General features: G+C 67.9%; 26 protein-coding genes. 5 read left to right on the top strand and 21 right to left on the bottom strand.

Going from position 1 to position 26,842, the window contains the following annotated elements; genetic code table 11:
* Nucleotides 1-9: 9 nt before the first annotated feature.
* The 5 genes from LXN01_RS10065 to fdhA form a co-directional block, all read right to left on the bottom strand.
* Entirely contained in the window at nt 10-297 is a 288-nt protein-coding gene (locus LXN01_RS10065; RefSeq protein WP_236864671.1) for a hypothetical protein, read from the bottom strand.
* Between the two features lie 71 nt (nt 298-368).
* Nucleotides 369-1,898 carry an FAD-dependent oxidoreductase gene (locus LXN01_RS10060; RefSeq protein WP_236864669.1) on the bottom strand — a complete coding sequence of 510 codons (1,530 nt, stop codon included), beginning with the start codon at nt 1,896-1,898 and terminating at the stop codon, nt 369-371.
* A complete protein-coding gene (locus LXN01_RS10055) occupies nt 1,895-2,524 on the bottom strand; it encodes a hypothetical protein (protein ID WP_236864667.1) in 630 nt (209 codons plus the stop codon). Before LXN01_RS10055 ends, LXN01_RS10060 begins: the two co-directional genes overlap by 4 nt.
* Nucleotides 2,525-2,612: 88 nt before the next feature.
* The gene (locus LXN01_RS10050) at nt 2,613-3,347 is read right to left on the bottom strand and encodes an MIP/aquaporin family protein (RefSeq protein WP_236864665.1); all 735 of its coding nucleotides are present in this window, start codon (nt 3,345-3,347) and stop codon (nt 2,613-2,615) included.
* A 48-nt stretch (nt 3,348-3,395) separates the two neighbouring features.
* On the bottom strand, nt 3,396-4,607 hold the full coding sequence (gene fdhA, locus LXN01_RS10045; RefSeq protein ID WP_236864663.1) for a formaldehyde dehydrogenase, glutathione-independent: 1,212 nt from the start codon (nt 4,605-4,607) through the stop codon (nt 3,396-3,398).
* Nucleotides 4,608-5,108: 501 nt separating this feature from the next.
* Here fdhA and LXN01_RS10040 point away from each other — a divergent pair.
* Entirely contained in the window at nt 5,109-6,176 is a 1,068-nt protein-coding gene (locus LXN01_RS10040; RefSeq protein ID WP_236864661.1) for a zinc-dependent alcohol dehydrogenase family protein, read from the top strand.
* A gap of 96 nt (nt 6,177-6,272) precedes the next feature.
* Entirely contained in the window at nt 6,273-7,241 is a 969-nt protein-coding gene (gnd, locus tag LXN01_RS10035) for a phosphogluconate dehydrogenase (NAD(+)-dependent, decarboxylating) (RefSeq protein WP_236864659.1), read from the top strand.
* On the opposite strand, the gene LXN01_RS10030 is transcribed toward gnd, so the two are convergent.
* Both LXN01_RS10030 and LXN01_RS10025 read right to left on the bottom strand, forming a co-directional pair.
* Nucleotides 7,147-8,514 carry a glucose-6-phosphate dehydrogenase gene (locus tag LXN01_RS10030; RefSeq protein ID WP_236864656.1) on the bottom strand — a complete coding sequence of 456 codons (1,368 nt, stop codon included), beginning with the start codon at nt 8,512-8,514 and terminating at the stop codon, nt 7,147-7,149. The two genes, gnd and LXN01_RS10030, sit on opposite strands and share 95 nt — an antisense overlap.
* 1 nt (nt 8,515) lies before the next feature.
* A complete protein-coding gene (locus LXN01_RS10025; RefSeq protein ID WP_236864654.1) occupies nt 8,516-9,391 on the bottom strand; it encodes a PrsW family intramembrane metalloprotease in 876 nt (291 codons plus the stop codon).
* Nucleotides 9,392-9,810: 419 nt separating this feature from the next.
* Between LXN01_RS10025 and LXN01_RS10020 the strand changes: the two genes are divergently transcribed.
* Nucleotides 9,811-10,815: an aldo/keto reductase family protein gene (locus LXN01_RS10020; protein ID WP_236864652.1), complete on the top strand. Its 1,005-nt coding sequence runs from the start codon at nt 9,811-9,813 to the stop codon at nt 10,813-10,815.
* 40 nt (nt 10,816-10,855) lie between these two features.
* Nucleotides 10,856-11,440: a hypothetical protein gene (locus LXN01_RS10015; RefSeq protein ID WP_236864650.1), complete on the top strand. Its 585-nt coding sequence runs from the start codon at nt 10,856-10,858 to the stop codon at nt 11,438-11,440.
* Between the two features lie 23 nt (nt 11,441-11,463).
* On the opposite strand, the gene LXN01_RS10010 is transcribed toward LXN01_RS10015, so the two are convergent.
* The 13 genes from LXN01_RS10010 to LXN01_RS09950 all read right to left on the bottom strand — a co-directional run bounded on the left by LXN01_RS10010 (nt 11,464) and on the right by LXN01_RS09950 (nt 25,436).
* Entirely contained in the window at nt 11,464-12,342 is an 879-nt protein-coding gene (locus tag LXN01_RS10010; RefSeq protein WP_236864648.1) for an inositol monophosphatase family protein, read from the bottom strand.
* The gene (locus LXN01_RS10005; RefSeq protein ID WP_236864647.1) at nt 12,339-13,607 is read right to left on the bottom strand and encodes an alpha-D-ribose 1-methylphosphonate 5-triphosphate diphosphatase; all 1,269 of its coding nucleotides are present in this window, start codon (nt 13,605-13,607) and stop codon (nt 12,339-12,341) included. Before LXN01_RS10005 ends, LXN01_RS10010 begins: the two co-directional genes overlap by 4 nt.
* Nucleotides 13,604-14,371, bottom strand: a complete 768-nt coding sequence (locus LXN01_RS10000; RefSeq protein ID WP_236864644.1) for an ATP-binding cassette domain-containing protein — start codon at nt 14,369-14,371, stop codon at nt 13,604-13,606. Before LXN01_RS10000 ends, LXN01_RS10005 begins: the two co-directional genes overlap by 4 nt.
* 26 nt (nt 14,372-14,397) lie before the next feature.
* A complete protein-coding gene (locus LXN01_RS09995; RefSeq protein WP_236864642.1) occupies nt 14,398-16,200 on the bottom strand; it encodes an alpha-D-ribose 1-methylphosphonate 5-phosphate C-P-lyase PhnJ in 1,803 nt (600 codons plus the stop codon).
* Nucleotides 16,197-17,384: a carbon-phosphorus lyase complex subunit PhnI gene (locus tag LXN01_RS09990; protein ID WP_236864640.1), complete on the bottom strand. Its 1,188-nt coding sequence runs from the start codon at nt 17,382-17,384 to the stop codon at nt 16,197-16,199. The genes LXN01_RS09995 and LXN01_RS09990 overlap by 4 nt, the downstream gene beginning before the upstream one ends.
* Nucleotides 17,384-18,055: a phosphonate C-P lyase system protein PhnH gene (gene phnH, locus LXN01_RS09985; RefSeq protein ID WP_236864638.1), complete on the bottom strand. Its 672-nt coding sequence runs from the start codon at nt 18,053-18,055 to the stop codon at nt 17,384-17,386. Before phnH ends, LXN01_RS09990 begins: the two co-directional genes overlap by 1 nt.
* Nucleotides 18,052-18,504 (bottom strand): phosphonate C-P lyase system protein PhnG, encoded by a 453-nt coding sequence (locus tag LXN01_RS09980; RefSeq protein WP_236864636.1) that lies wholly within the window; start codon nt 18,502-18,504, stop codon nt 18,052-18,054. Before LXN01_RS09980 ends, phnH begins: the two co-directional genes overlap by 4 nt.
* A gap of 190 nt (nt 18,505-18,694) precedes the next feature.
* Nucleotides 18,695-20,452 carry a phosphonate ABC transporter, permease protein PhnE gene (gene phnE / locus LXN01_RS09975; protein ID WP_236864634.1) on the bottom strand — a complete coding sequence of 586 codons (1,758 nt, stop codon included), beginning with the start codon at nt 20,450-20,452 and terminating at the stop codon, nt 18,695-18,697.
* An 8-nt stretch (nt 20,453-20,460) separates the two neighbouring features.
* A complete protein-coding gene (gene phnC / locus LXN01_RS09970) occupies nt 20,461-21,294 on the bottom strand; it encodes a phosphonate ABC transporter ATP-binding protein (RefSeq protein WP_236864632.1) in 834 nt (277 codons plus the stop codon).
* 93 nt (nt 21,295-21,387) lie between these two features.
* Nucleotides 21,388-22,323 (bottom strand): phosphate/phosphite/phosphonate ABC transporter substrate-binding protein, encoded by a 936-nt coding sequence (locus LXN01_RS09965; protein ID WP_236864630.1) that lies wholly within the window; start codon nt 22,321-22,323, stop codon nt 21,388-21,390.
* A gap of 140 nt (nt 22,324-22,463) precedes the next feature.
* On the bottom strand, nt 22,464-23,180 hold the full coding sequence (locus LXN01_RS09960; RefSeq protein WP_236864628.1) for a GntR family transcriptional regulator: 717 nt from the start codon (nt 23,178-23,180) through the stop codon (nt 22,464-22,466).
* Between the two features lie 112 nt (nt 23,181-23,292).
* Nucleotides 23,293-23,952 (bottom strand): LysE family transporter, encoded by a 660-nt coding sequence (locus tag LXN01_RS09955; protein ID WP_236864626.1) that lies wholly within the window; start codon nt 23,950-23,952, stop codon nt 23,293-23,295.
* A 107-nt stretch (nt 23,953-24,059) separates the two neighbouring features.
* Nucleotides 24,060-25,436: an NAD-dependent succinate-semialdehyde dehydrogenase gene (locus LXN01_RS09950; RefSeq protein ID WP_236864625.1), complete on the bottom strand. Its 1,377-nt coding sequence runs from the start codon at nt 25,434-25,436 to the stop codon at nt 24,060-24,062.
* Between the two features lie 248 nt (nt 25,437-25,684).
* Between LXN01_RS09950 and LXN01_RS09945 the strand changes: the two genes are divergently transcribed.
* Entirely contained in the window at nt 25,685-26,101 is a 417-nt protein-coding gene (locus LXN01_RS09945) for a nuclear transport factor 2 family protein (RefSeq protein ID WP_236864624.1), read from the top strand.
* 26 nt (nt 26,102-26,127) lie between these two features.
* Here the strand turns inward: LXN01_RS09945 and LXN01_RS09940 are convergent, their stop codons facing one another.
* The gene (locus tag LXN01_RS09940; RefSeq protein ID WP_236864623.1) at nt 26,128-26,799 is read right to left on the bottom strand and encodes an HNH endonuclease; all 672 of its coding nucleotides are present in this window, start codon (nt 26,797-26,799) and stop codon (nt 26,128-26,130) included.
* Nucleotides 26,800-26,842 lie beyond the last annotated feature (43 nt).

Below are 26,842 nucleotides of genomic sequence, written 5' to 3'. Positions count from 1 at the left end.
GCCGAGTGATCAGCGGCGGCTGCCGAGCGACTCCTCGGCCGGTGTCGACGCCTCGGCCCCGATGAGCGACTCCTCGGCCGGTGTCGACTGCGACCCCCACACCACCTCGTCGACCTCCAGACGTCGGACCCTGAGCGATTTGAACTCGGCCCTGCCGATCGTCAATCGTCCGATCGCGAGCGCGCCCACCGCAAGGGCACCGACCGCAAGCGCTCCGGCGGCGAACGCTCCGACAGCCACACTGCCGACGGCCAGCCGACCGAGAGCTCCTGCTCTGAACTCGATGGTGTCAGTCATGATTCTCCTCCTGGTGAGTCTCTTCCTCATTATGACGCGTCGGGCGAGCTTTCACTCGATCGAGCATGCGATCACGCTCCACAGCAGACCACTCCCAGCCACCGATCCAGCGATTCCAGATCCGCCCAGTCATTGCGGAACCCGATGTAGCCGTCGGGGCGGACGGCCACGATCCGGCGCCGCGGCCACCCGTCGAGCTCGTGGCACGTGACAGGAACGGGTCCCAGCACCGGCCGCGCCGGGACCGCGGCGCCGTGCAGCACGTGGATGCCCGGCGGGGAGGTGAGCCCATGCAGCCGGACAGTCCGGCCGCGGACCACTGCTTCCGCGTCCGGGAGCGGATTGCCCGCCCGCAGCGGCCCGCGGCCGGTCCCGGGCGCCGTGATCGGGCTCGCGGCGTAGGAGACCCAGTCCTGTGACAGCACCGCTCCCCCTATCGCCGTCAGCGGCCGCAGGCGCAGCAGCGCGGGCGCGAGCGGTGCCAGGACCGGCATCACCCGGGTGCGGGCGAGCAGGAACGGCAGCCGCTCATCGGCTTCACCGTGCAGGATCGCCTCGGTGAGGAGGCCGACCCGACCGGCGACCGGCCGCCGCTCGGCCTCGTACGAGGACAGCAGCCGCTCCGGGTCGGAGGAGCCGCCACAGGCGGCGGCGAGCTTCCACCCCAGGTTGGCCGCATCCTGCAGGCCGGTGTTGATGCCCTGAGCGCCGGCAGGCGAGAACACGTGGGCGGCATCGCCGACCAGGAACACCCGGTCGGCACGGTACCGGCCCGCGCGTCGGCGCTGCAGCCGGACCCGGGTGGACCACACCGAGTCGTCGACGATGCCGGGCAGGTTGGCCCCGGCGAGCACGCCCTGGAGCTCCGGCACCGGGACCGGTGGTCCGTCGCGTCCCGGAGGCGCCCCGGCGCCTCGGGCCCGGCGAGTGGCGACGAGGCGCCAGTCCGCGCCGTGCTCCCCGGCCGGGAACAGGAAGCCGATGCCGGCCGGACCCGCGCCGATGTGGGCCGCGGTCTGGGGCAGATCACTCAGGCGCAGGTCCGCGATCACGGCTTCCTCCGCGTAGACGTGCCCGCGCCACGGAATCCGGCTCAGCCCGCGCACGGTGCTGTCGGCGCCGTCGGAGCCGACGAGGTACCGGCAGCGCAGCCCCTGCTCCCCGCCCGGTATGCGCAGGCGCGCCAGCACCCCCTCGGCCTCGCGGCTCAGGCTCACCAGCTCGGTGCGGGTCGCCAGCCGGATGCCGGCACGCTCCCGCGCCCGGTCCAGCACCGATTCGATCTCCGCCTGCGGCACCATCAGCGGCAGCCGCGCACGCCCCGAGGCTGCGAGCTCCGCCAGGGCGACGTCGACGGTGCGCGCACCGAGGTGCAGCTGGGTCGGCATGCGCGCGGCCGGGTGCGCCACCAGTTCGTCCGCGACGCCGAGGCGATGCAGCGATTCCAGCGTGCGCGGCCACAGCAGCATGGACCGGGAGGGCCGTGCCAGCCGGGTGCGCCGCTCGATCAGGCAGACGTCCGCGCCATGTCGCTGCGCGTGAAGCGCGAGTGCGGTGCCGACCGGACCGGCGCCGACGACGAGGACATCGGGGCGGCTCATGTCTCGCCGACCGGTGTCGCCGGGCGCCACCATCGGTCCGCTCCCTCGTCGCCCAGCAGCTCCGGGCGGGCAAGCACATCGTCCCGGTGAAGTCCCGGCACGATGTGGGCCCGGATCGAGCCGCGGACGCTGACCACGCCGAGCACCCAGCTGAGCGCTCTCACGTAGGCGGCGGCTCGCTCGGCGCCGTCCCACTCATAGATCCCGCGGTAACGACTGCTCTCGTCATGCCGCATCCACAGCTTCGAGGCGAAACCGGGGAAGCCGACGAACATCGGGGTGTTGAGCCAGCTCTCCACGCGAAACGCGACATGGGCCCGACCGCGGATGCCGCGCAGCACGAATCCGACCACCAGCAGCGCCGGTTCCGCTGCGCGGCCGTCGTCCACCCGGGTCTCCCGGTAGACCGCAGCGCTGCTGCCATCGGCGAACCGCAGCGTCCGGCCGATGTTCTGCCGTGGGCTGTGCAGTCGCCCAGCGCGCAGCAGCCGGATCATGCCGACGGCGCTGGCGAGCACCTCGGGCACTGCCCGGTTCGCAGGAGGCGGTGTGACGACGTCCGGGTCGGTGTCAGCGGGGCTCTGGGGACGGCGAGCCGGCAGTGACTGTGCGGATGTTGCAACCATGGCGCACTCCTCGGAACTCCACGGTGGTGGGGACCAAGCGTACGGCGGTTCCCTCCGAGAAGGAAGGAACCGCCGTCCGATGGAACCATTACTCGGGCGGCGACCCCGGACGTGCCAGGCGCTCGTAGCACAACGCGCCCAGAACGCCGCCGAGGGTGGGGGCGATGACGTACAGCCACCAGTCCGGGAAGTGGCCCGACACGATCATGGGACCCAGGGTCCGCGCCGCGTTGAAGGAACCCCCCGAGATCGTCAGCGTCACGTAGATGCCGACCGCGACCAGCGCGCCGACGGTCAGCCCCGTCATCCCGGGAGCGGCCCGGTCGTCGGTCCCGACGGACAGAATCACCACCAGCAGCAGGAAGCCCAGGATCACCTCCGCCACGAATGCGATGACCCAGCCGCGATCACCGACCGGGGTGGCGCCGAGCATCAACGACTCGCTGCGCGCCTGGCCGCCGAAGAACATCCACACGGTCAGCGATGCCAGGACAGCGCCGACCAGCTGTGCGACGATGTATGCAGGCACCGCACGCCACGGGAACCTGCCGATCGCTGCCAGCGCGACGGTCACCGTCGGATTGATATGAGCGCCGGAAACGTGGATGAACGCGTACACGGGGACCACGACGGCCAATCCGAACGCCAATGAGATCGCAGTTCGATTCACTGCGGCGTCATCCGGCGTCGCCAGCAGGACTGCCACCACCGTTCCGGTGCCACCGAGCACCAGGATGTAGGTTCCGAGGATCTCGCCGACGATCGCGCCCCAGAAACCGCTCTGCGATCTGTCCCGCTTCCGCCGCACCGTCTCACCAGTCATCGCCTCTGACCTTCAATCTCCGCAGTCTGCGGACCGTGGACACCCGGTTCAGGCGACCATGCTGTGCGGATCGATGACGTACTTCCTCGCAGCACCCTGATCGAACTGCTGATAGGCATCCGGTGCTTCGTCGAGGCTGATCTTCGTCGCGTTGACGGCCTTGGCGATCTGCGCCTTGTCGGCAAGGATCAGGTTCATCAGCTTGCGGTTGTATCGCTTCACCGGGCACTGACCCGTCTGGAAGTGATGCGACTTGGCCCAGCCCAGGCCCAGCTTCACCCCGATCTGGCCGACCTTGGCATTGTCGTCGGCGGCACCGGGATCGCCCGTGACGTACAGTCCGGGGATGCCGAGCCCCGCTCCGACGCGGGCCACCGACATGATGTCATTGAGCACCGTCGCCGGCTGTTCGCCGGCGCCCTCGCCGTGGGCTCTGGCTTCGAACCCGACCGCGTCGACCGCGGCATCGACCTCGGGCTCCCCGACGACCTCCGCGATCTTGTCGGACAGCTCCCCGGACGTCGACAGATCGACCGTCGCGCAGCCGAAGCTCTCCGCCTGCCTCAGTCGCTCGGCGTTCATGTCGCCGACGATCACGACCGAGGCGCCGAGCAGCTGCGAGGCATGCGCAGCGGCGAGTCCGACGGGACCGGCCCCGGCGACATAGACGGTCGAGCCCGTCGTCACGCCGGCCGACACCGCGCCGTGGTAGCCGGTCGGGAAGATGTCCGAGAGCATCGTCAGGTCGAGGATCTTCTCCAGTGCCTGATCACGGTCGGGGAACTTCAGGAGATTGAAGTCCGCGAACGGCACCATCACGTACTCGGCCTGACCGCCGATCCAGCCGCCCATGTCGACGTACCCGTACGCCGCACCCGGCCTGGCAGGGTTGACGTTCAGGCAGACGCCGGTCTTGCCCTCATTGCACATGCGGCACCGACCGCAGGCGATGTTGAACGGCACCGAGCAGATGTCGCCCTCCTTGACGAACAGCACGTCGTCGCCCGTCTCCACGACCTCACCGGTGATCTCGTGCCCGAGCGACTGCCCCACCGGCGCGATCGTCCGACCGCGGACCATGTGCTGGTCGCTGCCGCAGATGTTGGTCGTCACGACCTTGAGGATCGCCGCGTGCGGTGCTGCCTGCTTGATGCCCATCCCCTCGGCCACCTCCGCCGGGATCTCCAGCTTCGGATAGTCGATGTCTTCGATGGCTGTCTCCAACGGTCCCTTGTACACGACCACGCGATTGGACGTCATGACATTTCTCCCTTGAGTCTCACCCGGGCGCTGAATACCAGTGCGGCGCCCGGCCCGGCAGAACGCCTGTCGTACGAAACCTGGGGAAGCAGTTCTTGCGCCGGCGGAGGATCGACAGGCTGCGGCGCCGTTGCCGCGACCCGTCGATCTCAGGGATCGCTCTCAGCTCCGCCGGCGATCGCTCCTCACAGCCACGAGTGCTCGGCTGCGTCTGCCACGTTACGCATGGAAAGCGCTGCCCCAGAGGGTCGCTGGGCGATCCTGCGCATTGCCACATTCTCCTTGCGGAGACCCGCAGAAGCGGCAGATGCCGGCGCACGCATCCGCCTGGCGACGGTGACCGGATGAAGCGCCGCCGTTCCAATCCGGCCGTCACCACAGGGCGCACTCGATGCGCGGCCCGCGGGCGGTCCGAGGTGCTCTTGTCCGGCCCCCGGAATCGGTCCTACGCTGGAAGCCCCTGGCTGCGATGATGCAGCTGCGCCCACGGAGGGAACAGCCATGAAAGCGCTCGTCTATCACGGCCCCGATCAGAAGTCCTGGGAAGACGTGCCGGATCCGGAGATCCTCAAACCGACGGACGCGATCGTTGAGATCGACACCACGACGATCTGCGGCACAGACCTGCACATCCTCAAGGGCGACGTCCCCGCGGTGACGGACGGTCGGATCCTCGGCCACGAAGGCGTCGGCACAGTCGTCGACGTCGGATCGGCGGTCTCACGAGCCAAGGAAGGCGATCGCCTTCTGCTGTCCTGCATCAGCTCCTGCGGTTCCTGCTCCTTTTGCCAGCAGGGCCTGTATTCCCACTGCCTCGCCGACGAAGGCGCCAGCGGGATCGGCTGGATCTTCGGCCACCTGATCAATGGGACCCAGGCCGAGAAGGTGCGCGTTCCCTTCGCCGACAACTCCACCTACAGGATCCCGGAGGGCGTGTCGGACGAAGCCGCGCTCATGCTGTCGGACATCCTGCCGACCGGCTTCGAGATCGGCGTGCGCAACGGTCGGGTGAAGCCCGGCGACATCGTTGCCGTCGTGGGAGCCGGTCCGGTCGGCCTGGCCGCTGTCATGACGGCCGGCCTGTACGGCGCGTCCCGCATCATCGCGATCGACCTCGATGACAACCGGCTCGAACAGGCCAAGGTCTTCGGAGCCACAGACTCGGTCAACAACAGCAGCGGTGACGGCTGGATCGACGAGGTCAAAGACATGACCGACGGGCTCGGCGTCGACGTCGCCGTTGAGGCCGTCGGCATTCCGCAGACCTTCGCCGCCTGCCTGAAGATCATCCGCCCAGGCGCCTCGGTCGCCAACGTCGGCGTGCACGGCAAAGCCGTGGAGCTGCCGCTGCAGGATCTGTGGATCATGGACATCACGATGACCACCGGGCTGGTCAGCACCTCGACAACGCCGATGCTTCTGAAACTCGTCGCCCAGCACAAGCTGTCGGCGGAGAAGTTCGTGACGCACCACTTTGCGCTCGACGAAATGCTGGACGCATACGACACCTTCGGCCGCGCCGCCGAGACCAAGGCGCTCAAGGTCGCAATCCAGCGGCGCCGGACCTGACGGCTGCCCTTGCCGCTCCGGTCGGACGCGGTACGACGACGGCGGAGCGGACGGACAATGAGGCACATTCTGCTCCCCAGGACTGAGCACGGAAGGATGGAGACCCTCATGTGGATGGGACTCGTGGGACTGGGCAGGATGGGCGGCAACATGCGCGACCGCCTGCGGGAGGCAGGGCACACCATCATCGGATACGACACGGACGCCGCGCTCTCGGATGCCGAGAGCCTGCCCGCAATGGTCGAGCAGCTCGACACCGAGCCTCGGGTGGTATGGGTGATGGTCCCGGACACGGCCGTGGACCCGGTGATCGACCAACTGGCAGGGCAGCTGGGTGCGGGCGATGTCATCATTGACGGGGGCAACTCGAAGTGGACCCACGACGGCCCGCGGGCGCAGCGGCTGTCGGACCGCGGGATCGAGTACCTGGACTGCGGTGTCTCCGGCGGCGTGTGGGGCATCACCCAGGGCTATGCGCTCATGGTCGGCGGTCGGGAGAAGACCGTAGCCAAGGTGCAGCCGATCTTCGACTCGCTCAAACCACCCGGCGAGTACGGCTTCGTCCATGCTGGGGACCACGGCGCAGGCCACTTCGCCAAGATGGTCCACAACGGCATCGAGTACGCGATCATGCAGGCCTACGCCGAGGGGTGGGAGCTCCTGGAGACCGCAGGGCACGTCACCTCGGCGCGGGAGACGTTCAACTCCTGGCGCGAGGGGTCGGTCATCCGATCCTGGCTGCTCGATCTGGCGGTGGATGCCCTCGACGAGGACGCGCACCTGGATCGGCTGCGCGGCTTCGCCGAGGATTCCGGGGAGGGCCGGTGGACGGTGGAGGCTGCCCTGGACCTGGCGGTTCCGGTGCCGGGCATCGCCGGTGCCCTGTTCGCCCGGTTCACCTCGCGTCAGGACGACTCGCCGGCGATGAAGATGATCGCGGCGATGCGCCGGCAGTTCGGCGGGCATGCGGTCAGGGACGCCAGTGCGCCGGTCCCGAGGAACCTGCCGGGTACTCCTCGAGCGGAACCTCCCCGGCCCGCCAGGCAGCCCGGAACTGATCGATGATCCGCCAGCACTGCTCGGCCGCCTCGCCCTGGATCGACAGGGTGGGATCCCGGTCCAGCAGACCGCCCAGCACCTCCCCGTAGGGGTTCAGCCGGCCCGGCCCGAAATGGGAGGTGAGCTGCTCCCGGTCCAGGACGAAGGGGTCGCCGGGTCCGTTGACGTTGAGCTCCAGCACCATTGCGGCCGGGTCCAGGCTGATCCGCAGCACCGTGGGTGTGTCCGCCCCCGTCAGCCCCGCGGGCAGCAGCGGCACCTCGCGAAAGGTGATGACGATCTCGTGCCGGGCGGATCCGAGCGCCTTGCCCGAGCGCAGCACGAACGGGACGCCGGCCCACCGCCAGGTGCGTGACTCCAGGGTCACCTCGGCGAGCGTCTCGGTTCCACGCGCGGGGTCCACGCCCTCTTCGTCGACATAGGACGGGAGCCGCCGGCCGCCGATGGTGCCGCTGATGTACCGGGCGCGCAGCCCGGCCCTCACGGGATCCCCGCCGAAGGGACGCACCGCACGCAGCGCCTCGGTCTTGGCACCGCGCAGCTCGGTGGCATGCACCGACTGCGGCGCCTCCATGGTGACCAGGGCCATGACCTGCAGCAGATGGGACTGGAGCATGTCGACCAGGGCTCCCGCATGGTCGTAGTATCCCGCGCGGTGTTCCAGCCCGAGTTGCTCGTCGTAGACGATTTCGACCCCGGCGACGTGATCCCGGTTCAGCAGCGGCTCGAACAGATAGTTGCCGAACCGCAGCCCGAGGATACTCAGGACCGTCGACTTGCCCAGGAAGTGATCGACCCGGAAGACCTGGTTCTCGTTCACCAGCGCGGTCAGCTGCCGGTTGAGCTGGGCGGCACTCGCCTCGTCGACCCCGAACGGCTTCTCCAGAGCCAGCACGGTGCCCTCCCCCACCCCGATGCCGCGCAGTGCGTGGATCGCCTGCGCCGTCACCGCCGGGGGCAGGGCGAAGTAGACGGCTGGAGCACCGGTGGCCGAGGCGAGCACGCGTGCCAGGTCATCGGCGGAGGAAGCATCGGCGACGAGGTAGTCGGAGTGGTCAAGAGCGTACTCGACCGCCGGTCCCCGAGCGTCGACTCCGGTGAAGGCCGCCCGCACGACCTCGCCCCACCGCCCCGCGTCAACCGCCGTGCGGTCGGCGCCGATCAGGCAGATCCGTCTGTCGGGCTGTTCGGCGAGCAGCCGTCCGAGCCCTGGCAGCAGCAATCGGGAGGTCAGATCCCCGGTTGCCCCCAGGATGATCAGGGTTCCGACGGGTTCCATGTCACTCCTGTTTCAGCTCGGTCTCAGTCGGGCCGTGGTCCATGGTCTTCGAGAGCACCCGCTCTGCGACCGGCCCGACGGCGTCCTGCGTCCGAGTCGCGCGGCGCTTGGCCAGCAGAGTCACCGTGATCAGCGCGGCCACGCTCAGCAGGCCGATCAGCACATGGGGACCCTCCGACAACGCCGTGTCCCATCCCGCGTGCAGGACGATCACGCTCAGGTAGGCGCCGAGCACGGCCAGGATCCCCAGTGCCGGGTTGCGCCAGGACCGCATGCCCCACAGCGCCGCGCAGACCAGACCCGTCCAGGCGACGTGGCCCGCGGGAGCGAGCACGCCGCGCAGCAGCAGCACCGAATCGACGGCTTCGATGCCTCCGCCACGCTCGAGCAGCGCTACGAACCCGAACCCCATCGTCTCCAGCACTGCGAATCCCGTGCCGGATGCCACTCCGACCGCAACTCCTCCGAAGGCCGTCATGGGGTAGGCCAGGATCAGCACCACGAGTGGGACGATGAGCTTCACTGTCTCCTCGACGATTGCGACCAAGAGCACCGACTCCATACCGAAAGCACCCGCGATGCCCTCGAGCAGTCCGGCCCCGATGATTCCGACGACCCCACCCACGAGCACCGTCATCACGATGAGCGACGGCGGAGCGAGAGTGCGGTAGCGACCGGTCATCGCGAACAGCAGAACCGCCAACGGCGTCGTCAGCGCCCCCACCACGAGCAGTGCGGGGAACAGCGCCGGGTTGCGCGTCAGCACCATCACCAGGAGCAGGGCGACATAAGACAGGACGCCGCCGGCGATGACGAACGGCCACGCGAATCGCTGAAACCACGGGAGCGCCTTCCCGTTCTCCTTGATGTGTTCCACTCTTGCGGTCCCTTCCGCGTTCACGATGCGCGCTCCCTGATGCGCTCCCGACGATGTCGACCGAAATCTCCACCGCGGGTATCGACCCCTGCTCTCGAGCCAGTGCCGAGTGTTCCGGTCCTCGGGCCAACCCACCCCGTCCCGTAGTCGTCCACCGGGCGAAGAGTCCAGCACGGACCCCCTCGCTCGGATCGACGTTGACCTGGCAGTCCTGAGAATCCGGATTCTCAGCGTAGGTTCACGCCACAGCGCCGTCAACGATGCGGGGCTCGCTCGCCTCTTCCGTCCGAAAAGGGGCCTGCGACGGGCACGGGCAGACGGCGGGATTGGAGACCCGCAGCATCGACCCTGACCCACTTCCGAGGAGGTGCACTAGAGTCGGACACAGTGTCCGGCCCGCCTCGAACTCAGGAGAAACCATGGAATTCCGCTACCTCGGAAACAGCGGTCTGAAGATCTCGGAGATCACCTACGGCAACTGGCTCACCCATGGGTCTCAGGTCGAGAACGAGATCGCCACCCAGTGCGTCCACGCGGCCCTCGACGCAGGCATCACCACCTTCGACACCGCCGACGTCTACGCCAACACGCGGGCCGAATCGGTGCTCGGCGAGGCACTCCGCGGGCAGCGCCGCGAATCGCTGGAGATCTTCACGAAGGTCTACCACCCGACCGGTCCCCGCGGACACAACGACTCCGGGCTGTCCCGCAAGCACATCATGGAGTCGATCAACGGCTCCCTGTCCCGCCTGGGCACCGACTACGTCGACCTCTACCAGGCGCATCGCTACGATTTCGAGACCCCGCTCGCGGAGACGATGCAGGCCTTCGCCGACATCGTCCGGCAGGGCAAGGCGCTCTACATCGGCGTCAGCGAGTGGACCGCCGACCAGATCCGGGCCGGGCACGCCCTGGCCAAGGACCTCGGGTTCCAGCTCATCTCCTCCCAGCCGCAGTACAACATGCTGTGGCGGGTCATCGAGGCGGAGGTGGTGCCCACCTGCGTGGAGCTCGGCATCTCCCAGATCGTGTGGTCGCCGATCGCGCAGGGCGTGCTGACCGGCAAGTACGCCCCGGGCGGCGAGCTGCCCCCCGGCTCCCGCGCCACCGACGAGCGCGGCGGCGCCGAGACGATCAAGCGCTACCTCACCGACGAGATCCTCACCGGAGTCAAGAGCCTGGAGCCGATCGCCGCGGACCTCGGCCTGACCATGGCGCAGCTCGCGATCGCGTGGGTGCTGTCCCAGGAGAACGTCGCCTCGGCCCTGGTGGGCGCCTCGCGGCCGGAGCAGATCGCGGACAACGTGGGTGCCGCCGGTGTCACGCTCGACGCCGAGGTGCTCGCTCGGATCGACGACGCGCTCGGTCACCTCGCGGTCACCGACCCGTCCTTGACCAAGTCGCCGGCGACCCGCCCGAGCTGATCGGGCTTCCGCCCGTCCGCCGAGAACCTAGAATCGGTTCATGGATGCCACCTCTGACACATCGAAGTCCGGCTCTGCCCGCAGTTCCGCGAGCGCTCGGAAAGCGGGAAAGCAGCTCACAATCGATCGAGCGTTCGTCGAGGAGTACGCGCCGCGCTATCCGATTTCCGATCTGGAGGACCGTGTGCTGCGCAAGGACGGCCCGCGGGCTCTCAAGAAGGGCGTGATGAAACGCAAGGCCTTCCTGCGCATCGGGCAGTGGAAGGGGCTGGCCGCGCTCAGCCGCTTGGAGCAGCATCCGGCCGAGGACGTCGAGTTCATCACCTCGCTGGCGGTGTCACGGAAGACTCCGGACAAATTCCGGGTCTCGCTGCTGCGAGTCCTCGACGGAGTCGGAGTGCCGCTGGCGAGCTCGGTGCTCTCGGCAGTGTTCCCTACGCGCTTCGCGATCATGGATGCCCGCGCCACCGACGCCCTGCATGCGGCCGGGCACCTCGATTCGGGCAACCCCGCTCGCGCGGACTACGCGCACTACATCTCGACCATGCGGACCCTGGCAGAGGACTGCGGGTGCTCACTTGTCGATCTCTACCGCGCGCTCTACGCGTGGGCGAAGGATCGCTGACCCGAAAACCCAGCGGGCAGCAGCTACTCCCCAACGATCACCTGCGCCATCTCCTCGGCAAGTTCCGGAGTCGCCGCGATCACGCCTGACCAGCGGCGAGTCAGGTCCGTATCGAACTCGATCTGCTGACCGAAGGCGTCGATCACTGCACCGCCGGCAGCCGGCACGAACAGCAGCGCCGCAGCCAGATCCATCAGGCGATGCGTCTGGGAACCGGGATCGGCGAAGGCGTCAATGCTTCCTTCGGCCACCAGCATCGCCTCCAGGCAGCTCGAGGACAGAATCCGCACGCGGCTCGTCACAGCGCTGACCCGCAGCCAGGCCGCCGTGGAGTCTCCGCCGGAATGCACCTTGGGCCGGAGCAGACCGACTGCCGCCGACGTCAGCGAGGACGTGCCCGAGGTCCGGTAGGGCACCGGGGTGTCGGCCCTGGCCCACACACTGTGTCCGTTCTCCAGCCACACGTTCAGCGCCTCGCGCGGCTCCCCGTCGACGAACAGTGCCGCGGAGAAGCACGACAGAGGGACACCGGCGGCCGCATTGGCCGAGCCATCGAGCGGGTCGACGACCAGTGTCGCCGCGTGCCCGCCGTCCAGAAAGCCGATCTCCTCACTGAGCAGATTCACGTGGTGATCGGTGGCCGCTTGCGCGATCCTGTCTTCGACGATGGCGTCGATCCGATAGGTCGCCGTCCCGTCAGCGCCCATCTTGACCTCCTCCACCAGCTCGCGGCGGCCGTGGTTCTCCCAGGCTTCGTTCACACCGGCGACGGCAGCGTGGGCCAGCGCAGCGAGCACCGGGGACACCTCCGGATCCATCACGGGCCGGGGCGCCCGGTACGGCACCAGGTCGTTGCCACGGTGTCGCTCGGTCACCGCGCTCACCTGTCCGGCCGCGCTCATGGCTGAGCCTTGAGCGTCGTGACCACTCGCGGCCATGCGCCGATCGAGTCGTCGATCAGCGCGAAGTCGGCCAGCATGCCCTCTGCGATCACCCCGCGGTCGTCGAGTCCACCGACCGCGGCCGGGCCCGAGGTGATCAGGGAGATCCCCTCCGGCAGGGTCAGGAGTCCCCTGCCCACCAGCACATGGACTCCGGCCAGCAGGGATGTCGGCATGTAGTCCGAGGCCAGGGCGTCGATCAGACCGGCAGCGGCAAGGGCTGCCACCGACACGTTTCCGGAATGGGACTGGCCCCGGACGGCGTTGGGTGCACCGGCGACGATCAGCATGCCCAGCTCCCGGGCTCGCTGAGCGGCTTCGATGGTGGTGGGGAACTCGGCCACCGAACCCGCACGAGCGTGCAGGTCGTCGATCGCCTGCGCGGTGTCGGGGTCGTGCCCCAGGAGGCGGATTCGGCCCTCCGCGGCCAGCCGCCCCAGCCATTCGAGGTTGTCCTCTCGGATTCGCGCGTTGGCCTGCCCTTCGGCGATGAGCCGGGCCACTCGCTCCTCCGCCTCGGCCTCGGACAGTCCATCGGCTCTGATCAAGGTGTTCTTCATCCCCTGCACATCGGCGTACTGGCCCTGCCCGGGGGTGTGGTCCTCGTGGGAGACCAGCGGCGGCGCCTCGGCGGCGCTCCACGGCAGCCCTTCCAGGCGGCGCGCCAGGGTTGCCGCGCCGCCTTCGGAGAGGATGTCCAGGCGATGCAGGACCCGGTGGTCGACGCGGTAGGACGCGGTGCCGTCGACCACTCCGCACGTCTCCAGGGCGCGTTCGACCGACCGCTCGACGCCGCGAGCCAGCTGATGCTGGAAGCCGGCGCCGTGGAACATCGTCGTGATGCCGGCCGAGACCGTTCGTCCTTCGAAGGAGGCCATCGCGAAGTCGAGGGGCACCTCGGCGTTGGCCCGCGGTGCCCGCTCCTTCTCCAGCGCGTCGGAATGGACGTCGATGAGCCCCGGGGTCAGCAGGAGGTCGGCACCGTCGACATCGGCCGAGTCGTTCCGCCCGCCCTCGGTGATCCCGTCGATCCGACCGTCCCGGACGAACACGCTGGCGTTGTCCACGAGGCGGTCCGGCAGCACGGCTCGGACGTTGCGGATGGTGTACGTTCCGGACGGTCGGCCCAGGCTCCACACCTGTGGCGCTGCCGTGACGGCGGTCTTCCCTGCGCCCGATGGTTCGATCGTGGTGTCGGGGGCGTGTCGGGTGACGGTGGGGTTCATGCCACGACCTCCCCGAGAGCGGCATGGCGAGCAGCGAGCACGTCCTCCGGGCGCCCTTCATCGGCGATGCTGCCGTCGGACAGCACGAGGACGCGCTGGGCAAGACGGCGGATGATGTGCATGTCGTGGTAGACGGCGAGCACGGCGACGTTCCTGTGCGCCAGTTCGTCGATGACCTCGAGTGCGCGCTCCCGGTTGGCGGGATCGAGCGCGGACACCGGCTCGTCGAGCAGCAGCAGCCTGGGCGGAGACACGATTCCGGCCGCCAGGTTCACGCGCTGGCGCTCTCCGCCGGAGAGCACGCTGCAGTCGATATCCCACAGCAGCTCGTCGATCCCGAGGCGGCGCAGCGCGGTCTCCGCCAAGGACCGGGACTCCTCCCGGCTGTGGCCGCGGCGCAGCGCCGCGGTGACGACGTGCTGCAGCGGCCCGGTGCGGGGCGGCGCGCTGAGGAACTGGGAGACATACCCGAACTCGCGGCCGCGCAGCCGTGCCATTGCGCGGTCGGAGAGTTCGGTCAGCTCGATCCTCTCGGTCGCCGTGTGCAGGACGACCGACCCGGAATCGGGCAGGTAGTTGCGGTAGACGCAGCGCAGCAGGCTGGACTTGCCGGCGCCTGAGGAGCCTGCGATCGCCACGTGCTCGCCCACGCCGACGGAGAAGCTGACGCCCTGCAGGGAGCTGACCCGGCGCCCGCCGACGGCGTGCATCGTGAAGGTCTTGCGCAGGTTGCTGACGGTGAGGATCTCGGTGGGGTCGGACATCGTCGTTTCCTTGTCTCTCATCGGATTCACCCCCGGGCGGCGGCCACGAGCCGCTGGGTGTAGGCCTCGTGGGGATCGGCGAACAGCTGATCGGTCAGCCCGGTCTCGATGACGCGGCCGCGGTGCATGACGATCGCACGATCGGTCAGCGCATCGATCACCGAGAAGTCATGGCTGACCACGACGACGGCGATATTGCGCTCCGCCAGGAGCTCGCGCAGGAGGTCGAGCACACCCGCCGCCACCGAGGCATCCAGGCCGGTGGTCGGTTCGTCCAGGAGCAGGACGTCCGGGTCGGTGGCAAGGGCCTTGGCGATCTGCACGCGCTGGCGCATCCCGCCGGAGAACTGCCCCACCGCATCGTCCATCCGGTTCAGCGGCACCTCGACCCGGTCGAGGAGACCCGCCGCGCGGCGGCGGATCGCACGGTAGTTGCGCCATCCCGCAGCGGTGAGCCGTTCGGTGATGTTTCCGCCGGCGCTGATGCGCAGGTTCAGGCCCATCGCGGGGTCCTGGTAGACCACGCTCAGAGCGGAGATGCGCAGGTTCCGGCGCTCGGTGGGTGTGAGCTGCAGGATGTTGGTGCGGGCATCGTCAAAGCCGGCCAGCCGCACATCGCCCTGCGCCTGGTATTCGTCCCCGATGATGCACTTCATGACGGTGGACTTGCCGGAACCCGATTCGCCGATGATGCCGAGTGCCTCGCCGGGAGCGACGTCGAAATCGACATCGGCGGCGGCGACCACGGCTGAGGAGCCGCGCCGGGCGGGATAGGTCTTGCCCAGGCCGGAGACCTTGAGCGTCCATTCTGCGCCGGGTGCCGTGGTGGTGACCGCGTCCCGGAAGCCGGCGGATTCGTCTGCCAGCAGGCCCGGATCTACGAGGTAGTCCTCGGCCGTGGCACGCACCCGCTTGCCGGCGTCCGGCAGATACTGCAGCGGGGCGATGACGCGGTGCTCGGCGGGATCGACATCGTGGTCGCGGACCCGTCGGCACCATTCGACGTCCGAGCACAGGAAGCGGCCGTCAGAGGTCTGCACCATGAAGGTGTCCGCGGAACCGCAGAGCCCGCACGTGGTGCCTTCGGTGAATTCGACTTCGAACGGGACGTCGTCGAATGTCACCGGCGCCACCGGAGTGTGCGGAGGCACGGCGTAGATCTTCTTGTCGCGACCGTGGGACAGGATGGTCAGATGATCGCTGTCGTTCAGCCGCGGGACGTCCCAGCGCGGAATGGGGCTGGGTGCCATGAGGTAGCGGTCGTTGACCATCACCGGATAGCCGGCACCGGTGTTGACGACTCCCCCGGTGACGAGGTCCTCGTACATGCCCACCCAGATGCGGGAGTAGTCAGCCTCCGCGTGCATGCGATTGCATTCGCGCACGGATTTCTCCACCCCTCGCAGCGGCTCGGAGTTCGGCACCTGGAGCACTATCGTCTGGCCGGCGACCATTCGGTCCTCGGGGATTCGGTGGCGGGACTGCACGATCGACGCCTCGCGGGTGTCGGCGGTGGTACCGCAGCCCAGAGTCCCGCGGATCAGTCGGCGCAGGTTCACTGCGTTGACGCCCTCCTCGTCGCCCTGGTCGATGACTTTGACGACGTCCTCGGACCCGCCCATGGCCAGGGTCGCCTGCAGTCCGCCGGAGCCCCAGCCGCGGGCCACGGGCATCTCGCGCGATCCGAAGGGCACCTGATAGCCGGGGATGCACACGGCCGAGAGCATGGCGCGGCGGACTTCCCGCTTGGCCTGCTCGTCAAGGACCGTCGGCCTGCCGGAGAGCTCGAGTTCCCGGTCGATCTCGCTCAGAACGGACGCGGTGCTCATGCCAGTACCTCTTTCTTGGTGGCGTCTTCCGCAGGCTGCTCTGCGGCGTCTTGCGCGGGCTGCTCCGCGGCGTCTTCCGCTAGCTCGCGCTGGGAGGTCTTCCCGTCCTCGGCGCGCGCGGCGAGCGCTCGATCGATCATCGACTGGAAGGTGACGTAGTGAGGCAGTTTGAGATGCTCGAGGAAGCCGTTGGCCGCCAGCCCGTCGGTGGTGTGCATGATGACCTGTTCGGTCTGCCAGCCGGCCGGCCCGGAGGCATAGCGCTGGGCAGCCAGGTCCATGTTCGCCATCGCGATCGCCTTGCGCTCGTTGTGGCCCATCGCGAAGCCGTAGCCGGCGTCGAAGCGGGAGGCGTCCTCTCCGCGCTCATCGAGGTGGGCCATGGATTCGCACTCGGTGGCCCGGATCTCGCCCACCTGCACCGGGTTGCCGGTGTGCGGGTGAGTGACCCGGACGCCGAGGCGGCCGTAGCGGACCTCGCCCAGGGTCACCGATTCATCGGTATGGCCGTCGGGGCCGATCACGCCGCGGTACCAGAGGTTGACCAGCGCGCCGGTCTCGGCGAGCGACATCGCGGACAGGCGCGCCGAACGCGGGGCCGGCAGCGTGATCGGGTTGAGTGCCAGGTCGTAAGGCTCGGGATCCGACTCGTCGCGGCGATCGACCAGCAGTCCCTGCGCGGCAAGGAACCGGGTGTAGCGCTGGACGGGGCGGTCCGGGTACTTCGCGGGGCCGATCTGGTCGTCGTCGACGACCAGATCCGAGTCGTCGCCGCCGAGCGGGTCACCGACACCGCGCCGGATGATGCGCGGCGAGTAGTCGACCGTCTCGCCCAGCAGCTGCGGCCCGTCGGGGCTGCGGTGAGCAGGGACCACACGGCGGCACAGCGCCATGTCGTCCGGTTCGATCGGCAGGCTGAAGGTCAGCCGCGGCAGCGTCGAGCGGTGGGCGCGCAGCAGGTGAACAGCCTCGGCGGTGTCTCCGCCGGCCTGGATGAACGCGGCGGCGGCGGTCCGCTCATGCCATAGCCCGCCCTCTCCCATGATGCGGTCGATGATCGCCGGAAAGGCAGTGAGAACGGCGTCCACAGAGATCTCGTCGGCCGCCTCGCGATTGCTGCGGAGGAGTTCCTCGGCGGCCAGAATCGCCGAGGTGCCGCCCTTGTTGGTGCCTGCGTATCCCATCAGAGAACCTCGACTTTCGTGGTGCGGGGCAGACCGAGGACGGTGCCCTCCGGTGAGACGAACAGGACGTCGATGCCCGTCGGGAAGTTCGCGACCAGGGTTTCGCGGGCTGCGAAGAAGTCGGAGCCGACCCCGTCGACGGTGATTTCCGCGGTGCCGTCGACTCCGGGACCGCTCAGGCGCAGACGGATCGCTGCGCCTCCTGCTGCAGAGCCTTCACCGAGCGCGTCGACGTGCTGGAAGAGCAGCGCGCCGTGGTGCGGGGCGAAGGCCGTGCCGACACCCAGCTGCCGGATGCTTGCCGGGTCCGGCTCGCTCAGGGACAGCGCCAGGCGGGCCTCGGGAAGGGTGCCCCGCGGGGCACCAGTCAGACGCACGATCTCCGTCACCAGCTGCTGGGCGGTCGCGCCGGTCCGGTCCAGCTGCGCGCCGGTGGGCACCGGCGCGAGCGGAGTCATCAGGTCGGCCAGCGCCAGCGCCGGGGCGACCACCGCTGGGCGGCCGGCCACGGCGGCCGCGAGCGCCTCCGGAGTGCTGAGAGCATAGCTGGCTCCGGGACGGGCGAGAGCCTCGAGGCATTGCCGGAAGATCCGCTGAGCCGTCGCCGGACTGAGCACAGCGAGGTTCTGGCGGGTCCGGGTGGGGTGCGGAGCAGCTGCTGTAGTCGTCATGCGATCTCCTCGAATTCGACGATGGTCGGCACCAGGCGTTCCCATTCGGCGGCCCGCTGGGCATGCCTGTGGTCGGCGACCTGGTCGGCCAGTGCCAGGATCTCCTCGGCCGCCGGGCCGGCGCGCAGCACCTCGGCATCCAGCACAGCCTGGGCGAGCGCGGCGTGTCGGTCGTCCCCCAGCCGCATCGCCCAGCCCCTGACCTCGGCGAGAGCCACCTCGGCGGTGGAGGCGATCAGGTCGCCGAGGATGAAGCGCTGCTCGGCGAGGGGTTCGCGGACCTGCGCCACGATGGTGCCGGTCTCCGGCGGGCGGGTGATGTGGAGCTCGTCCTCGTCCAGTGAGCCGATGACCGTGTCTGCCAGAGCGATGATCTGGGCGGGCTCGGCAGCGCTGAGCAGTTCGGTCAGCTCCTCCCGGCTGCGGCGGGGGTGCACGTGGGTTGTCATGGGGGTCCTTTCGCCGAAGCCGCGGGGCGCGGCCCGGTGCAGTCCGGTGGTCGGTGGTTCATGTCCCATTCGAGTGACCGGCGGTGATGGCGAACGCACCGGGCGGTGGAAGCGGAATGAACGCGAAGGTAAACAGTTGGGGAGTTGTCAGCTCAGGTGAACGGCAGGTGAAGCCGGAGGCGAATGAGCCTCACCGAATCACTTTTCGGGTCCACACCGAAAGCGCCTCGACGAGCAGGACTACGACCAGAATCATGATGATGATGAAGGTCACGACGTCGAAGCTCATGACGCGCGAGGCGCCCATGAGGTAGAACCCGATGCCGCCGGCGCCGACGATGCCCAGCAGAGTGGCGGCGCGGATATTGGAGTCGAGCTGGTAGAGCACGTGGGCGACGAAGGCCGGGAAGGATTGCCGCAGGGTGGAGGCGAAGAACACCTGGGAGCGCGTCGCTCCATTGGCGCGGATCGCCTCCTGGACCCTCTCATCGGTCTCCTCGATCGAATCGGCCAGCAGCTTCGAGAGCAGACCGATGGACCCGATCGCCAGAGCCAAGGTGCCGGCCACCGGACCCAGCCCGGTGATCACGATGAAGATGATCGCCAGGATGAGGTCCGGCAGAGCACGCACAGCGACGATCGTGATGCGGAAGAACTTGTGCACCGATGGGTTGGGGGCGGCATTGCGGGCGGCGAGGACTCCGATCGGGACCGAGATGACGGCGCCCAGCAGGGTGGCGGCCAGGCCGATCTGAAGGGTCACGATCATGCCGTGCACCAGATCGCCGAGCATGTCGCCCGCCGAGGGCGGCCAGAACAGGCTCAGGGTCTGCGGCAGATCCCGGAGACCGTCGACGATGCTCCCGAAGGAGATGTCGCTGACGAGGGTGGAGACTGCCAGAACCACCAGCACCAGGCCGAGATAGGCACTCCGGCGCATCCGCTCGAGAGTCCACGGCGGCGAGGTGCGCACGGCGCCGTCCGGCATCGTCTGCGGAGTGTGGCCGTCGGGTCCAGGAGTACTGCGGGTGCGGGAGCTGCTGACCCATCCCTGGGAGAAGGCATCGGCGATCCGGAAGGCGAGGCCGTAGGCGCCCTTCTTCTTCGCCTCCTCGTGACCCATGAGCTTGGCACGGATCGAACCGGAGATGAGTTCGGTGATGATGCACAGCACGAGGACGACGAGCGCCAGTGCCACCCCGCGGTCGTAGTTCATCGTGCGCATGGCATTGGAGATCTCCAGGCCGATGCCGACGACGCCGACATAGCCGAGGATCACCGAAGTGCGCAGGTTGATGTCGAACCGGTGCAGCGCCGTCGCGATGAACTGGGGCATGACCTGAGGGAAGACTCCGCTGATGATCTGCTGGGCACGAGACCCACCTGAGGCCCGGATGGCTTCGACCGGGCCCTCGTCGATGGATTCGATGGCGTCGGCATAGAGCTTGCCGACCATTCCGACGGAGTGGAAGGCCAGCGCCAGGATTCCGGGCAGAGCACCCAGACCGAAGATGCGAAACAGGATGACGGCGAAGATCAGATCCGGAATGGCACGCGCGATGACGATGGCCACGCGGCCGAATGTCCGCGAGGTCCCGCCCGGTGTCGTGTTGGCCGCCGCGAGCAGGGCGAGCGGAATGCTGATGACGACAGCCAGCACTGTGGCGACCACGACGATCGCGAGGGTCTGCACGGTCATCCGGACGATTTCCAGGAAGGGAGGGAAGTCCAGGGGGAAGATCCGCGAAACGAAGGCGATGGCGTTGTGGAAGCTGTCGATGAAGGTCGCCAGGTTGATTCTCAGATCGATGACCGACCACACCGCCGCGACCAGCACCAGGAGCAGCACGACGGTGACAGCCACGTTCTGAGCCGGAGGCGCGGGCTTCTCGGGCGGAGTGAAGTTCGACGGTTCCTCGGACCTGGGGAGCGTGGCGGTGACAGACATCGCGGCCCCTAGCTCAGCGCCGCTTCGAACCGGCTCTCGTCCGCGACGGAGGCAGGATTGGCGACCCGGTCATAGATGGAGTAGGCATCCTCGGGAGAGATGTCGGCGGTCTCCTCGTCGAGTACGACCCGACCACCTTGCAGCCCGAGGATCCGGTCGGAGAAGCCGAGCGCGATCTCCACCTGGTGCAGACTGCACACGACTGTGAGGTTCTCCTCGTGGGAGATCCGGGTGAGCAGATCGATGACCGATGCCGAGGACACCGGGTCCAGCGATGCGACCGGTTCGTCGGCGAGCAGGACCTTCGGCCGCTGGATGAGTGCGCGGGCGATCGCCACCCGCTGCTGCTGACCGCCGGAGAGGGTGTCGGCGCGCTGGAAGGCCTTATCGGCCAGGCCCACCCGGGCCAGCTGCTCCATCGCCTCGGCACGCAGGGTCCTGGGGAACATGAACAGGCCCATGCGCGGCCCGCGCAGGGAGCCCAGTCGCCCGGTGCACACGTTCTCGAGCACTGTCATGCTGCCGACGAGATTGAAGTGCTGGAAGATCATGGCGACGTCGCGCCGCAGACGGCGCAGCTGTCCCGTGCCTGCGAGGTCGACGCGGGTGCCGAGCGTGGTGATCTCTCCTGCGGAGGGCCGCTGGAGGCCGTTGATGTGACGCAGCAGGGTGGACTTGCCCGAACCGGAGAGTCCCAGCAGGACGGTGATCCGGTTGGGCTGGAACTCGGCGGACACCGAATCCAGGGCGGTCACGTTCTCACCGAACCTCTTGGTGACATCGGTGAAGCGGATGACTTCGGCGTTGCTGTGCGGGTGGGAGACCGAGTGAACTGGGAGCATCGTGATCCTCATCGTTGTCGAGAGCTGATTTCAAGGCGGGTGGGGTGTTCGGAGAGCAGCAGCTCACCGAACACCCCGGCTGTCCGATCGACGTCAGGAGACGCAGGATTCCGCTTCGGTGATGTCGCAGACCTTGCGGACACCGTCATAGAAGTCGTCCTCGACCTGCGTATAGCCGTATTCGCCGGGCAGGCCGCAGGAGGCCGCATCATCGCAATAGCCGTTCTCCGTCAGCCAGTCCACGTTGAGCTTGTTGATGAAGATGTCGTGCAGCTGCTCCCTGAGCTCGTCGCTGACATCGGTGCTGACCACGGTGGGGCTGGCGGCGATGGTCTCCGATTCCCAGATCACCTCGAGGGCGCCCTCCTCGAGCTGTCCGGATTCGATGAGTTCGGTGTCGACCATGGTGTCGAAGGCGAAGCCGGCATCGCAGGTGCCGTCTGCCACCGACAGCGCCGAGGCGTCGTGTCCACCGGCGAAGGTCTGGTTCACGTCGTTCTCCGGGTCGACGCCTGCTTCGATGAGCCCGGCGGAGGGATAGAGGAAGCCGGACGTCGACGTGGGATCGACGAAGCAGACGTTCTTGCCCTCGAAGTCCTCGAGGGACTTGATGTCGGATCCCGCCGGGACGATGCCGTAGGAGCGGTAGCCGGGCTCTTCGTCCGGGGTGTCGACCGGCACGCCGAGGATCTCGGACTCGACGCCGGAATCGGTTGCGGTGACGTAGGAGAAGGGTCCGTATCTGGCGATCTGCACCTGCCCTGCTCGCTGCGCCTCGATGACGGCTGCGTAGTCGGTGGCGTTCTGCATCTCGACGGTCGCGCCGGTCTCCGCCTCGATCACCTCGATGACGGTGGCGTACTCCTCGGTGATCGACGAGGATTCCTCGGAGGGGATGGAGGCGAATGTCAGGGTCTCGGAGTCGGAGCCTCCGGTGGAGGCATCAGCGGAGCCGCCACAGGCGGCAAGGGACAGAACGGCGGCAGCCGAGGCTGCGACCAGTGCGAACCGGCGGGAGATTGTCACCATGATGGGATTCCTTCGTTGTCAGGGCAGAACGTCGAGGACATCCCTGAGTGTGGACATCGGAACTGGCGGCAACCCCACCGCGAGGTGAAGTCCGGTGCGGTGCGCGTAAACGATTCGACAAGTTGGCGGACAAGCGCGCCTCAGCCGTCCTCGACGGCGAACTCGAAGACCATCCGAACGCTGTCCTGGCGGCTCCAGGTGCGGCTGGCCATGAGCACGGCATCTGAGTCCGCATCCTTCGTCAGGGTCTCGACCACCCAGGTCGGAACCGAGGAGTCCAGTTCCAGACGCCGTTCGATGTGCGCAGGCGGACTCGCCGTGGTCGCCCGGCTCCACGCCCGACGCGGTGCATGCCCGGATGCCTGCAGCACCTCGTACAGCGACTCGATCACGCCCAAGCTCACGTCGACGTAGTCCGAGACACCGGGTGCCAGCCATTCCTCGGAGTAGGACGCGACCGCGCCATTGATGTATCCCAGCCGAGTCAGCCGGGTCGCGGAGACCCCCGGAGCTGTGCCCAGGAGCTCGGCCATGTCACTGGGCACTTCCTGAGCGTCGGAACTGAGGAGAAAGGTCCGGACCTCTCCTCCAGCCGAGGCGATCGTGCTGTGCAGCGACGGCGGATTTCGATTGGAGATCACATAGTCCACCCGATTGTTCACATAGGTCCCGGAACCTCTGACCCGCCGCACGAGGAACCTGGATTCGAGTTCGGCAATCGCCTTGCGCGCGATCGAGCGGGACACACCGAATCGGTCCATGAGCTCGTGTTCGCTGGCCACTCTGGCTCCGGGCTCCAACTGCGAAACCTCTTCAGCCAGGATCTCAGCGATCCGGCGACATTCGCGAGCAGTCATTGGGAAAAGCTATCGAAGCAGGGGCACGAGCAGTCGATTGCCACGCGAAGAGCGGCTTGCGGTCGGGTGAACTCCCGGCGGCGGACTGTTGATTGCTCAAGCGGGAGCCGCCTCAGACTCCCTGCCACGGGATGAGCAGGATCCCCAGCAGGACGAAGAACACTCCCAGGAACCCATCGATCCACAGCTGCGCCCGCTGATACGTGGCGACGACCACCCGCCGGCTCGCGATGATCGCCACCAGGCCGAACCACAGGAACGCGACCAGCACCATCGCAGCCGCGACAGTCACGGATTCCGCCAGAGTGATCCCGGGCGGCAGGATCGAGGCGAACAGTGCACCGAAGAACACCACCGCCTTCGGGTTCCCGACAGTGTTCGTGAGGAACCCGAGGCGCACGGACTGCCAGATCGTCGGCACTGTCTGCACGGCAGGAGGCTTCCCCACCGGGCTCTCGGCGACACGGGCGCGCCTGCGCAGTTCCCGGACGACTCCCGACAGGATCCAGCCGCCGTAGATCACGAGGAACACCACGCCGGCCCAGCGCATGACCAGCGCGGCAGCAGGATGCGACGACACAAGGGCGACGATGCCCAGCAGGGCCACGGCAATCCACACCGCGATCCCAGCGGTGACACCTGCTGCGACAGCCCAGCCGGCACCTCGGCCGCGGCTGAGCGACGTCCGCAGGACTGCCAGGAAGTCAGGTCCGGGGCTGGCCACCGCGACCAGCCACGTGCCCAGGAGCACCAGCCACGCGCCCGACGTCATGTCGTCGTCCTCATCTCCGCACTCCGGTTCGCTGTCGGGACGCAACGAGGCGGACAGGGAATCCTGCCCGCCTCGCCGTGCGAATCATGCCCTTCGCGGGCTTCAGGTCACTTCTTCTTGAAGACCAGGCGCTTGTTGACGAACTCGTCCATCGCCAGCGGTCCGAGCTCGCGGCCCACACCGGAGCGCTTCACGCCGCCGAACGGCAGGTACTCCCGCGACTGCTCCGGCGAGTTGATGAACACCATGCCCGCGTCGATCTGGGAGGCGATCTCCTCGGCCTTCTTCTCATCGGTGGAGAACACCGCCGACCCCAGCCCGAACGGGGTGTCGTTGGCCAGCTGAACGGCCTCCTCCTCGGAGGACACCTTGAACACCATCACCGCAGGACCGAACAGCTCCTCGTAGTAGCCGCGCCCGCCCTTCTTGACGTCGGTGAGCACGACCGGCTTGACGAACGCACCCGGCCCGTCGTACTGCTCCTCACCGGCCAGGATCGTCGCCCCGTCAGCCACGGTGGCGTTGACCTGCTCCAGGAACCGCTCCTTGGCCGCCACGCTCGACAGCGGCGACAGCTTCGACCCGTCCGTGGTCGGATCCTCCGGAGCCGCCTCCTGGGCAGCAACCGCGATCTTCTCCACGAACTCGTCGTAGAGGTCATCCATGACGATCATCCGCTTGGGCGAGTTGCACGCCTGCCCGGTGTTGCCCATCCGGGTGCCGAAGAACGTCTTGACCGTCGTGTCCAGATCCGGGGTGTCCAGCAGGATGTACGGATCCGAACCGCCCAGCTCGAGCACGACCTTCTTGAGGTTCCTGCCCGCCTCAGCGGCGACAGCAGAGCCGGCCCGCTCCGAACCGGTCAGCGACACACCCTGGTTCCGCGGATCCGGAAGGATGATGTCAGCGACCTGCTCATTGGTGGCGTACACGTTGATGTAGGCGTCGGCCGGGAGCCCGGCCTCCTGGAAGATCTCCTCCATCACCGCAGCCGACTTCGGGCACTGCGGGGCATGCTTGAGGATGATCGTGTTGCCCAGCGCCAGGTTCGGCGCCGCGAACCGGGCCACCTGGTAGTACGGGAAGTTCCACGGCATGATGCCCAGGATCGACCCCACCGGAAGGCGCTCGATGTAGGCCTCGGCGTTCTTGGGGCCCTTCAGCGGCTCATCCTCGATGAACGCCTCGGCATTGTTCGCGAAGTACTTGTAGATCAGCGAGCACAGCGCGATCTCGCCCTGCCCCTCCGGAATGGCCTTGCCCATCTCCGTCTGGATGATCTTGGCCAGCTCTTCCGAGCGCTGCTCATAGATCTCGGCCACCCGCGTCAGCACCGCGGTCCGCTCCTCGATCGGGGTGTTCTTCCACGACGAGAAAGCATTGTGCGAACGCGCCAGGGCGTCCTTGATCTGATCATCAGTAGCAGTGGGAAATTCCTCGACGGTCTCACCCGTGGCAGGATTGACAACCTTGTAATGCGACATTTTCCGTGGCTCCTCATCTTCGAAGGTTCCCTGCCCACGTTATGCGGGTCACATAGCGCGGGGCAAACGGCCGACTCAGCAGTGTCCACGCAGTGAGACGAGAACCTCGCGGGCTGATGGAAACTCGTGGTCGCGCCTTTCGAAGAGGAGTCGTCGCGGGAGGCCGCGGCCGATAGAATCGATGCCAAAAGATAGGCGCACGCCACTGTCGCCGCGCACCTCATCGTCACCGGAACACTGGAGTATCCATGACCACCAATCCGAAGCTCCCGGACACGACCACCAATCCGAAGCCGCAGGACACCGCTGCACCACAGGACACGGCCGCGCTCGCCCGGCGGTATTACTCGACCGTGGACGCCGGCGATCCCGAGGCGACCGCGGACCTCTTCGCAGCCGCCGGCACCTATGACCGTCCCGGGTACGACACCCTCGTCGGTCCGGCGATTCGCGAGTTCTACCTCGGTGCCCGGGTCATCGAATCGGGGGTTCACACCCTTGACGAAGTGCTGGTCGAAGGAGATCGCGCCGCGGTCCGGGGTCGCTTCGACGGTGTGCTCAAGACAGGGGATGAAGCGCACGTCGGGTTTGCTGATTTCTTCGCTTTCGACGACGTCGGCCAGATCACCACGCGGACGAGCTACTTCTTCCGGCCGGCCGTGTGAGCTGCACTGGCCTGATTCCGATTGACCTAAGCGGCGAGATAGTCCGTCAGCAGGCATTCGAGCGCGCTTTCGTCGGGGTCGGACCCGTGTGGTTCGGACCCGTGTGGTTCGGGCAGGCTGGTCCAGGGTAGGGGCCCTGGCGGGCCATCCGTGCCTGCTGAGCCATCCGTGCCTGGTGGGCTGTCGGATCCTGGCGGTGCCTGTGCCTTCGCGGTCGCACCCGACGAGAATTCTTCCGAGTCACACGTACTGCCGGGGATCAGGGATCCAGTGCGCCCGGTGTAGGTATGGCCGGTCGGGGTCGTCACTTCCAGCTGAGCTGGGGTGGCGTGGTGCTGCCAGCCGGGGTTCTCCTTCGCGTAGTTGCAGCGCGCGCACAATCCGGAGGCGTTGTGCCAGCTGGTGGAGCCACCATCCCGGTGCGGCGTGGCGTGATCGACGTGCTTGATCGCGGCATCGCAGAACGGAGTCCGGCACGTCCCGTCACGCAGCACCACCATCCGCCGCAGCAAGCCGGAGAACTCCCGACGCCGAGACTCCATCCCCACCAGCTGCCCGGACTCCGGCGCGGTGAACAGCCGCCGCAGGAACACCTCCGCCCGCGTATCGGCGACCAGCCGGCGGGCCGCCTCGGCCGGCAGCGGGCCGTGCCCCGGGAATCCACGCCGGGACCGCACCACCGCCCAGCAGCGACTCATCGGTCATCACCAGGTGCAGCTCGACAGGAACGTCGGCGGCCTC

This window comes from Brevibacterium daeguense (assembly GCF_021729135.1).
GTDB classification, from domain to species: domain Bacteria; phylum Actinomycetota; class Actinomycetes; order Actinomycetales; family Brevibacteriaceae; genus Brevibacterium; species Brevibacterium daeguense.
Note: the sequence above shows the minus strand (reverse complement) of the source record. Positions and strands in the feature narration are given on the sequence as shown.

Excerpts from the sequence above, each read along its gene's own strand:
- LXN01_RS10065 (WP_236864671.1), bottom strand. The coding sequence starts at position 297 with ATGACTGACACCATCGAGTTCAGAGCAGGAGCTCTCGGTCGGCTGGCC.
- LXN01_RS10060 (WP_236864669.1), bottom strand. The coding sequence starts at position 1,898 with ATGAGCCGCCCCGATGTCCTCGTCGTCGGCGCCGGTCCGGTCGGCACC.
- LXN01_RS10055 (WP_236864667.1), bottom strand. The coding sequence starts at position 2,524 with ATGGTTGCAACATCCGCACAGTCACTGCCGGCTCGCCGTCCCCAGAGC.
- LXN01_RS10050 (WP_236864665.1), bottom strand. The coding sequence starts at position 3,347 with ATGACTGGTGAGACGGTGCGGCGGAAGCGGGACAGATCGCAGAGCGGT.
- fdhA (WP_236864663.1), bottom strand. The coding sequence starts at position 4,607 with ATGACGTCCAATCGCGTGGTCGTGTACAAGGGACCGTTGGAGACAGCC.
- LXN01_RS10040 (WP_236864661.1), top strand. The coding sequence starts at position 5,109 with ATGAAAGCGCTCGTCTATCACGGCCCCGATCAGAAGTCCTGGGAAGAC.
- gnd (WP_236864659.1), top strand. The coding sequence starts at position 6,273 with ATGGAGACCCTCATGTGGATGGGACTCGTGGGACTGGGCAGGATGGGC.
- LXN01_RS10030 (WP_236864656.1), bottom strand. The coding sequence starts at position 8,514 with ATGGAACCCGTCGGAACCCTGATCATCCTGGGGGCAACCGGGGATCTG.
- LXN01_RS10020 (WP_236864652.1), top strand. The coding sequence starts at position 9,811 with ATGGAATTCCGCTACCTCGGAAACAGCGGTCTGAAGATCTCGGAGATC.
- LXN01_RS10015 (WP_236864650.1), top strand. The coding sequence starts at position 10,856 with ATGGATGCCACCTCTGACACATCGAAGTCCGGCTCTGCCCGCAGTTCC.
- LXN01_RS10010 (WP_236864648.1), bottom strand. The coding sequence starts at position 12,342 with ATGAGCGCGGCCGGACAGGTGAGCGCGGTGACCGAGCGACACCGTGGC.
- LXN01_RS10005 (WP_236864647.1), bottom strand. The coding sequence starts at position 13,607 with ATGAACCCCACCGTCACCCGACACGCCCCCGACACCACGATCGAACCA.
- LXN01_RS10000 (WP_236864644.1), bottom strand. The coding sequence starts at position 14,371 with ATGTCCGACCCCACCGAGATCCTCACCGTCAGCAACCTGCGCAAGACC.
- LXN01_RS09995 (WP_236864642.1), bottom strand. The coding sequence starts at position 16,200 with ATGAGCACCGCGTCCGTTCTGAGCGAGATCGACCGGGAACTCGAGCTC.
- LXN01_RS09990 (WP_236864640.1), bottom strand. The coding sequence starts at position 17,384 with ATGGGATACGCAGGCACCAACAAGGGCGGCACCTCGGCGATTCTGGCC.
- phnH (WP_236864638.1), bottom strand. The coding sequence starts at position 18,055 with ATGACGACTACAGCAGCTGCTCCGCACCCCACCCGGACCCGCCAGAAC.
- LXN01_RS09980 (WP_236864636.1), bottom strand. The coding sequence starts at position 18,504 with ATGACAACCCACGTGCACCCCCGCCGCAGCCGGGAGGAGCTGACCGAA.
- phnE (WP_236864634.1), bottom strand. The coding sequence starts at position 20,452 with ATGTCTGTCACCGCCACGCTCCCCAGGTCCGAGGAACCGTCGAACTTC.
- phnC (WP_236864632.1), bottom strand. The coding sequence starts at position 21,294 with ATGCTCCCAGTTCACTCGGTCTCCCACCCGCACAGCAACGCCGAAGTC.
- LXN01_RS09965 (WP_236864630.1), bottom strand. The coding sequence starts at position 22,323 with ATGGTGACAATCTCCCGCCGGTTCGCACTGGTCGCAGCCTCGGCTGCC.
- LXN01_RS09960 (WP_236864628.1), bottom strand. The coding sequence starts at position 23,180 with ATGACTGCTCGCGAATGTCGCCGGATCGCTGAGATCCTGGCTGAAGAG.
- LXN01_RS09955 (WP_236864626.1), bottom strand. The coding sequence starts at position 23,952 with ATGACGTCGGGCGCGTGGCTGGTGCTCCTGGGCACGTGGCTGGTCGCG.
- LXN01_RS09950 (WP_236864625.1), bottom strand. The coding sequence starts at position 25,436 with ATGTCGCATTACAAGGTTGTCAATCCTGCCACGGGTGAGACCGTCGAG.
- LXN01_RS09945 (WP_236864624.1), top strand. The coding sequence starts at position 25,685 with ATGACCACCAATCCGAAGCTCCCGGACACGACCACCAATCCGAAGCCG.
- LXN01_RS09940 (WP_236864623.1), bottom strand. The coding sequence starts at position 26,799 with ATGAGTCGCTGCTGGGCGGTGGTGCGGTCCCGGCGTGGATTCCCGGGG.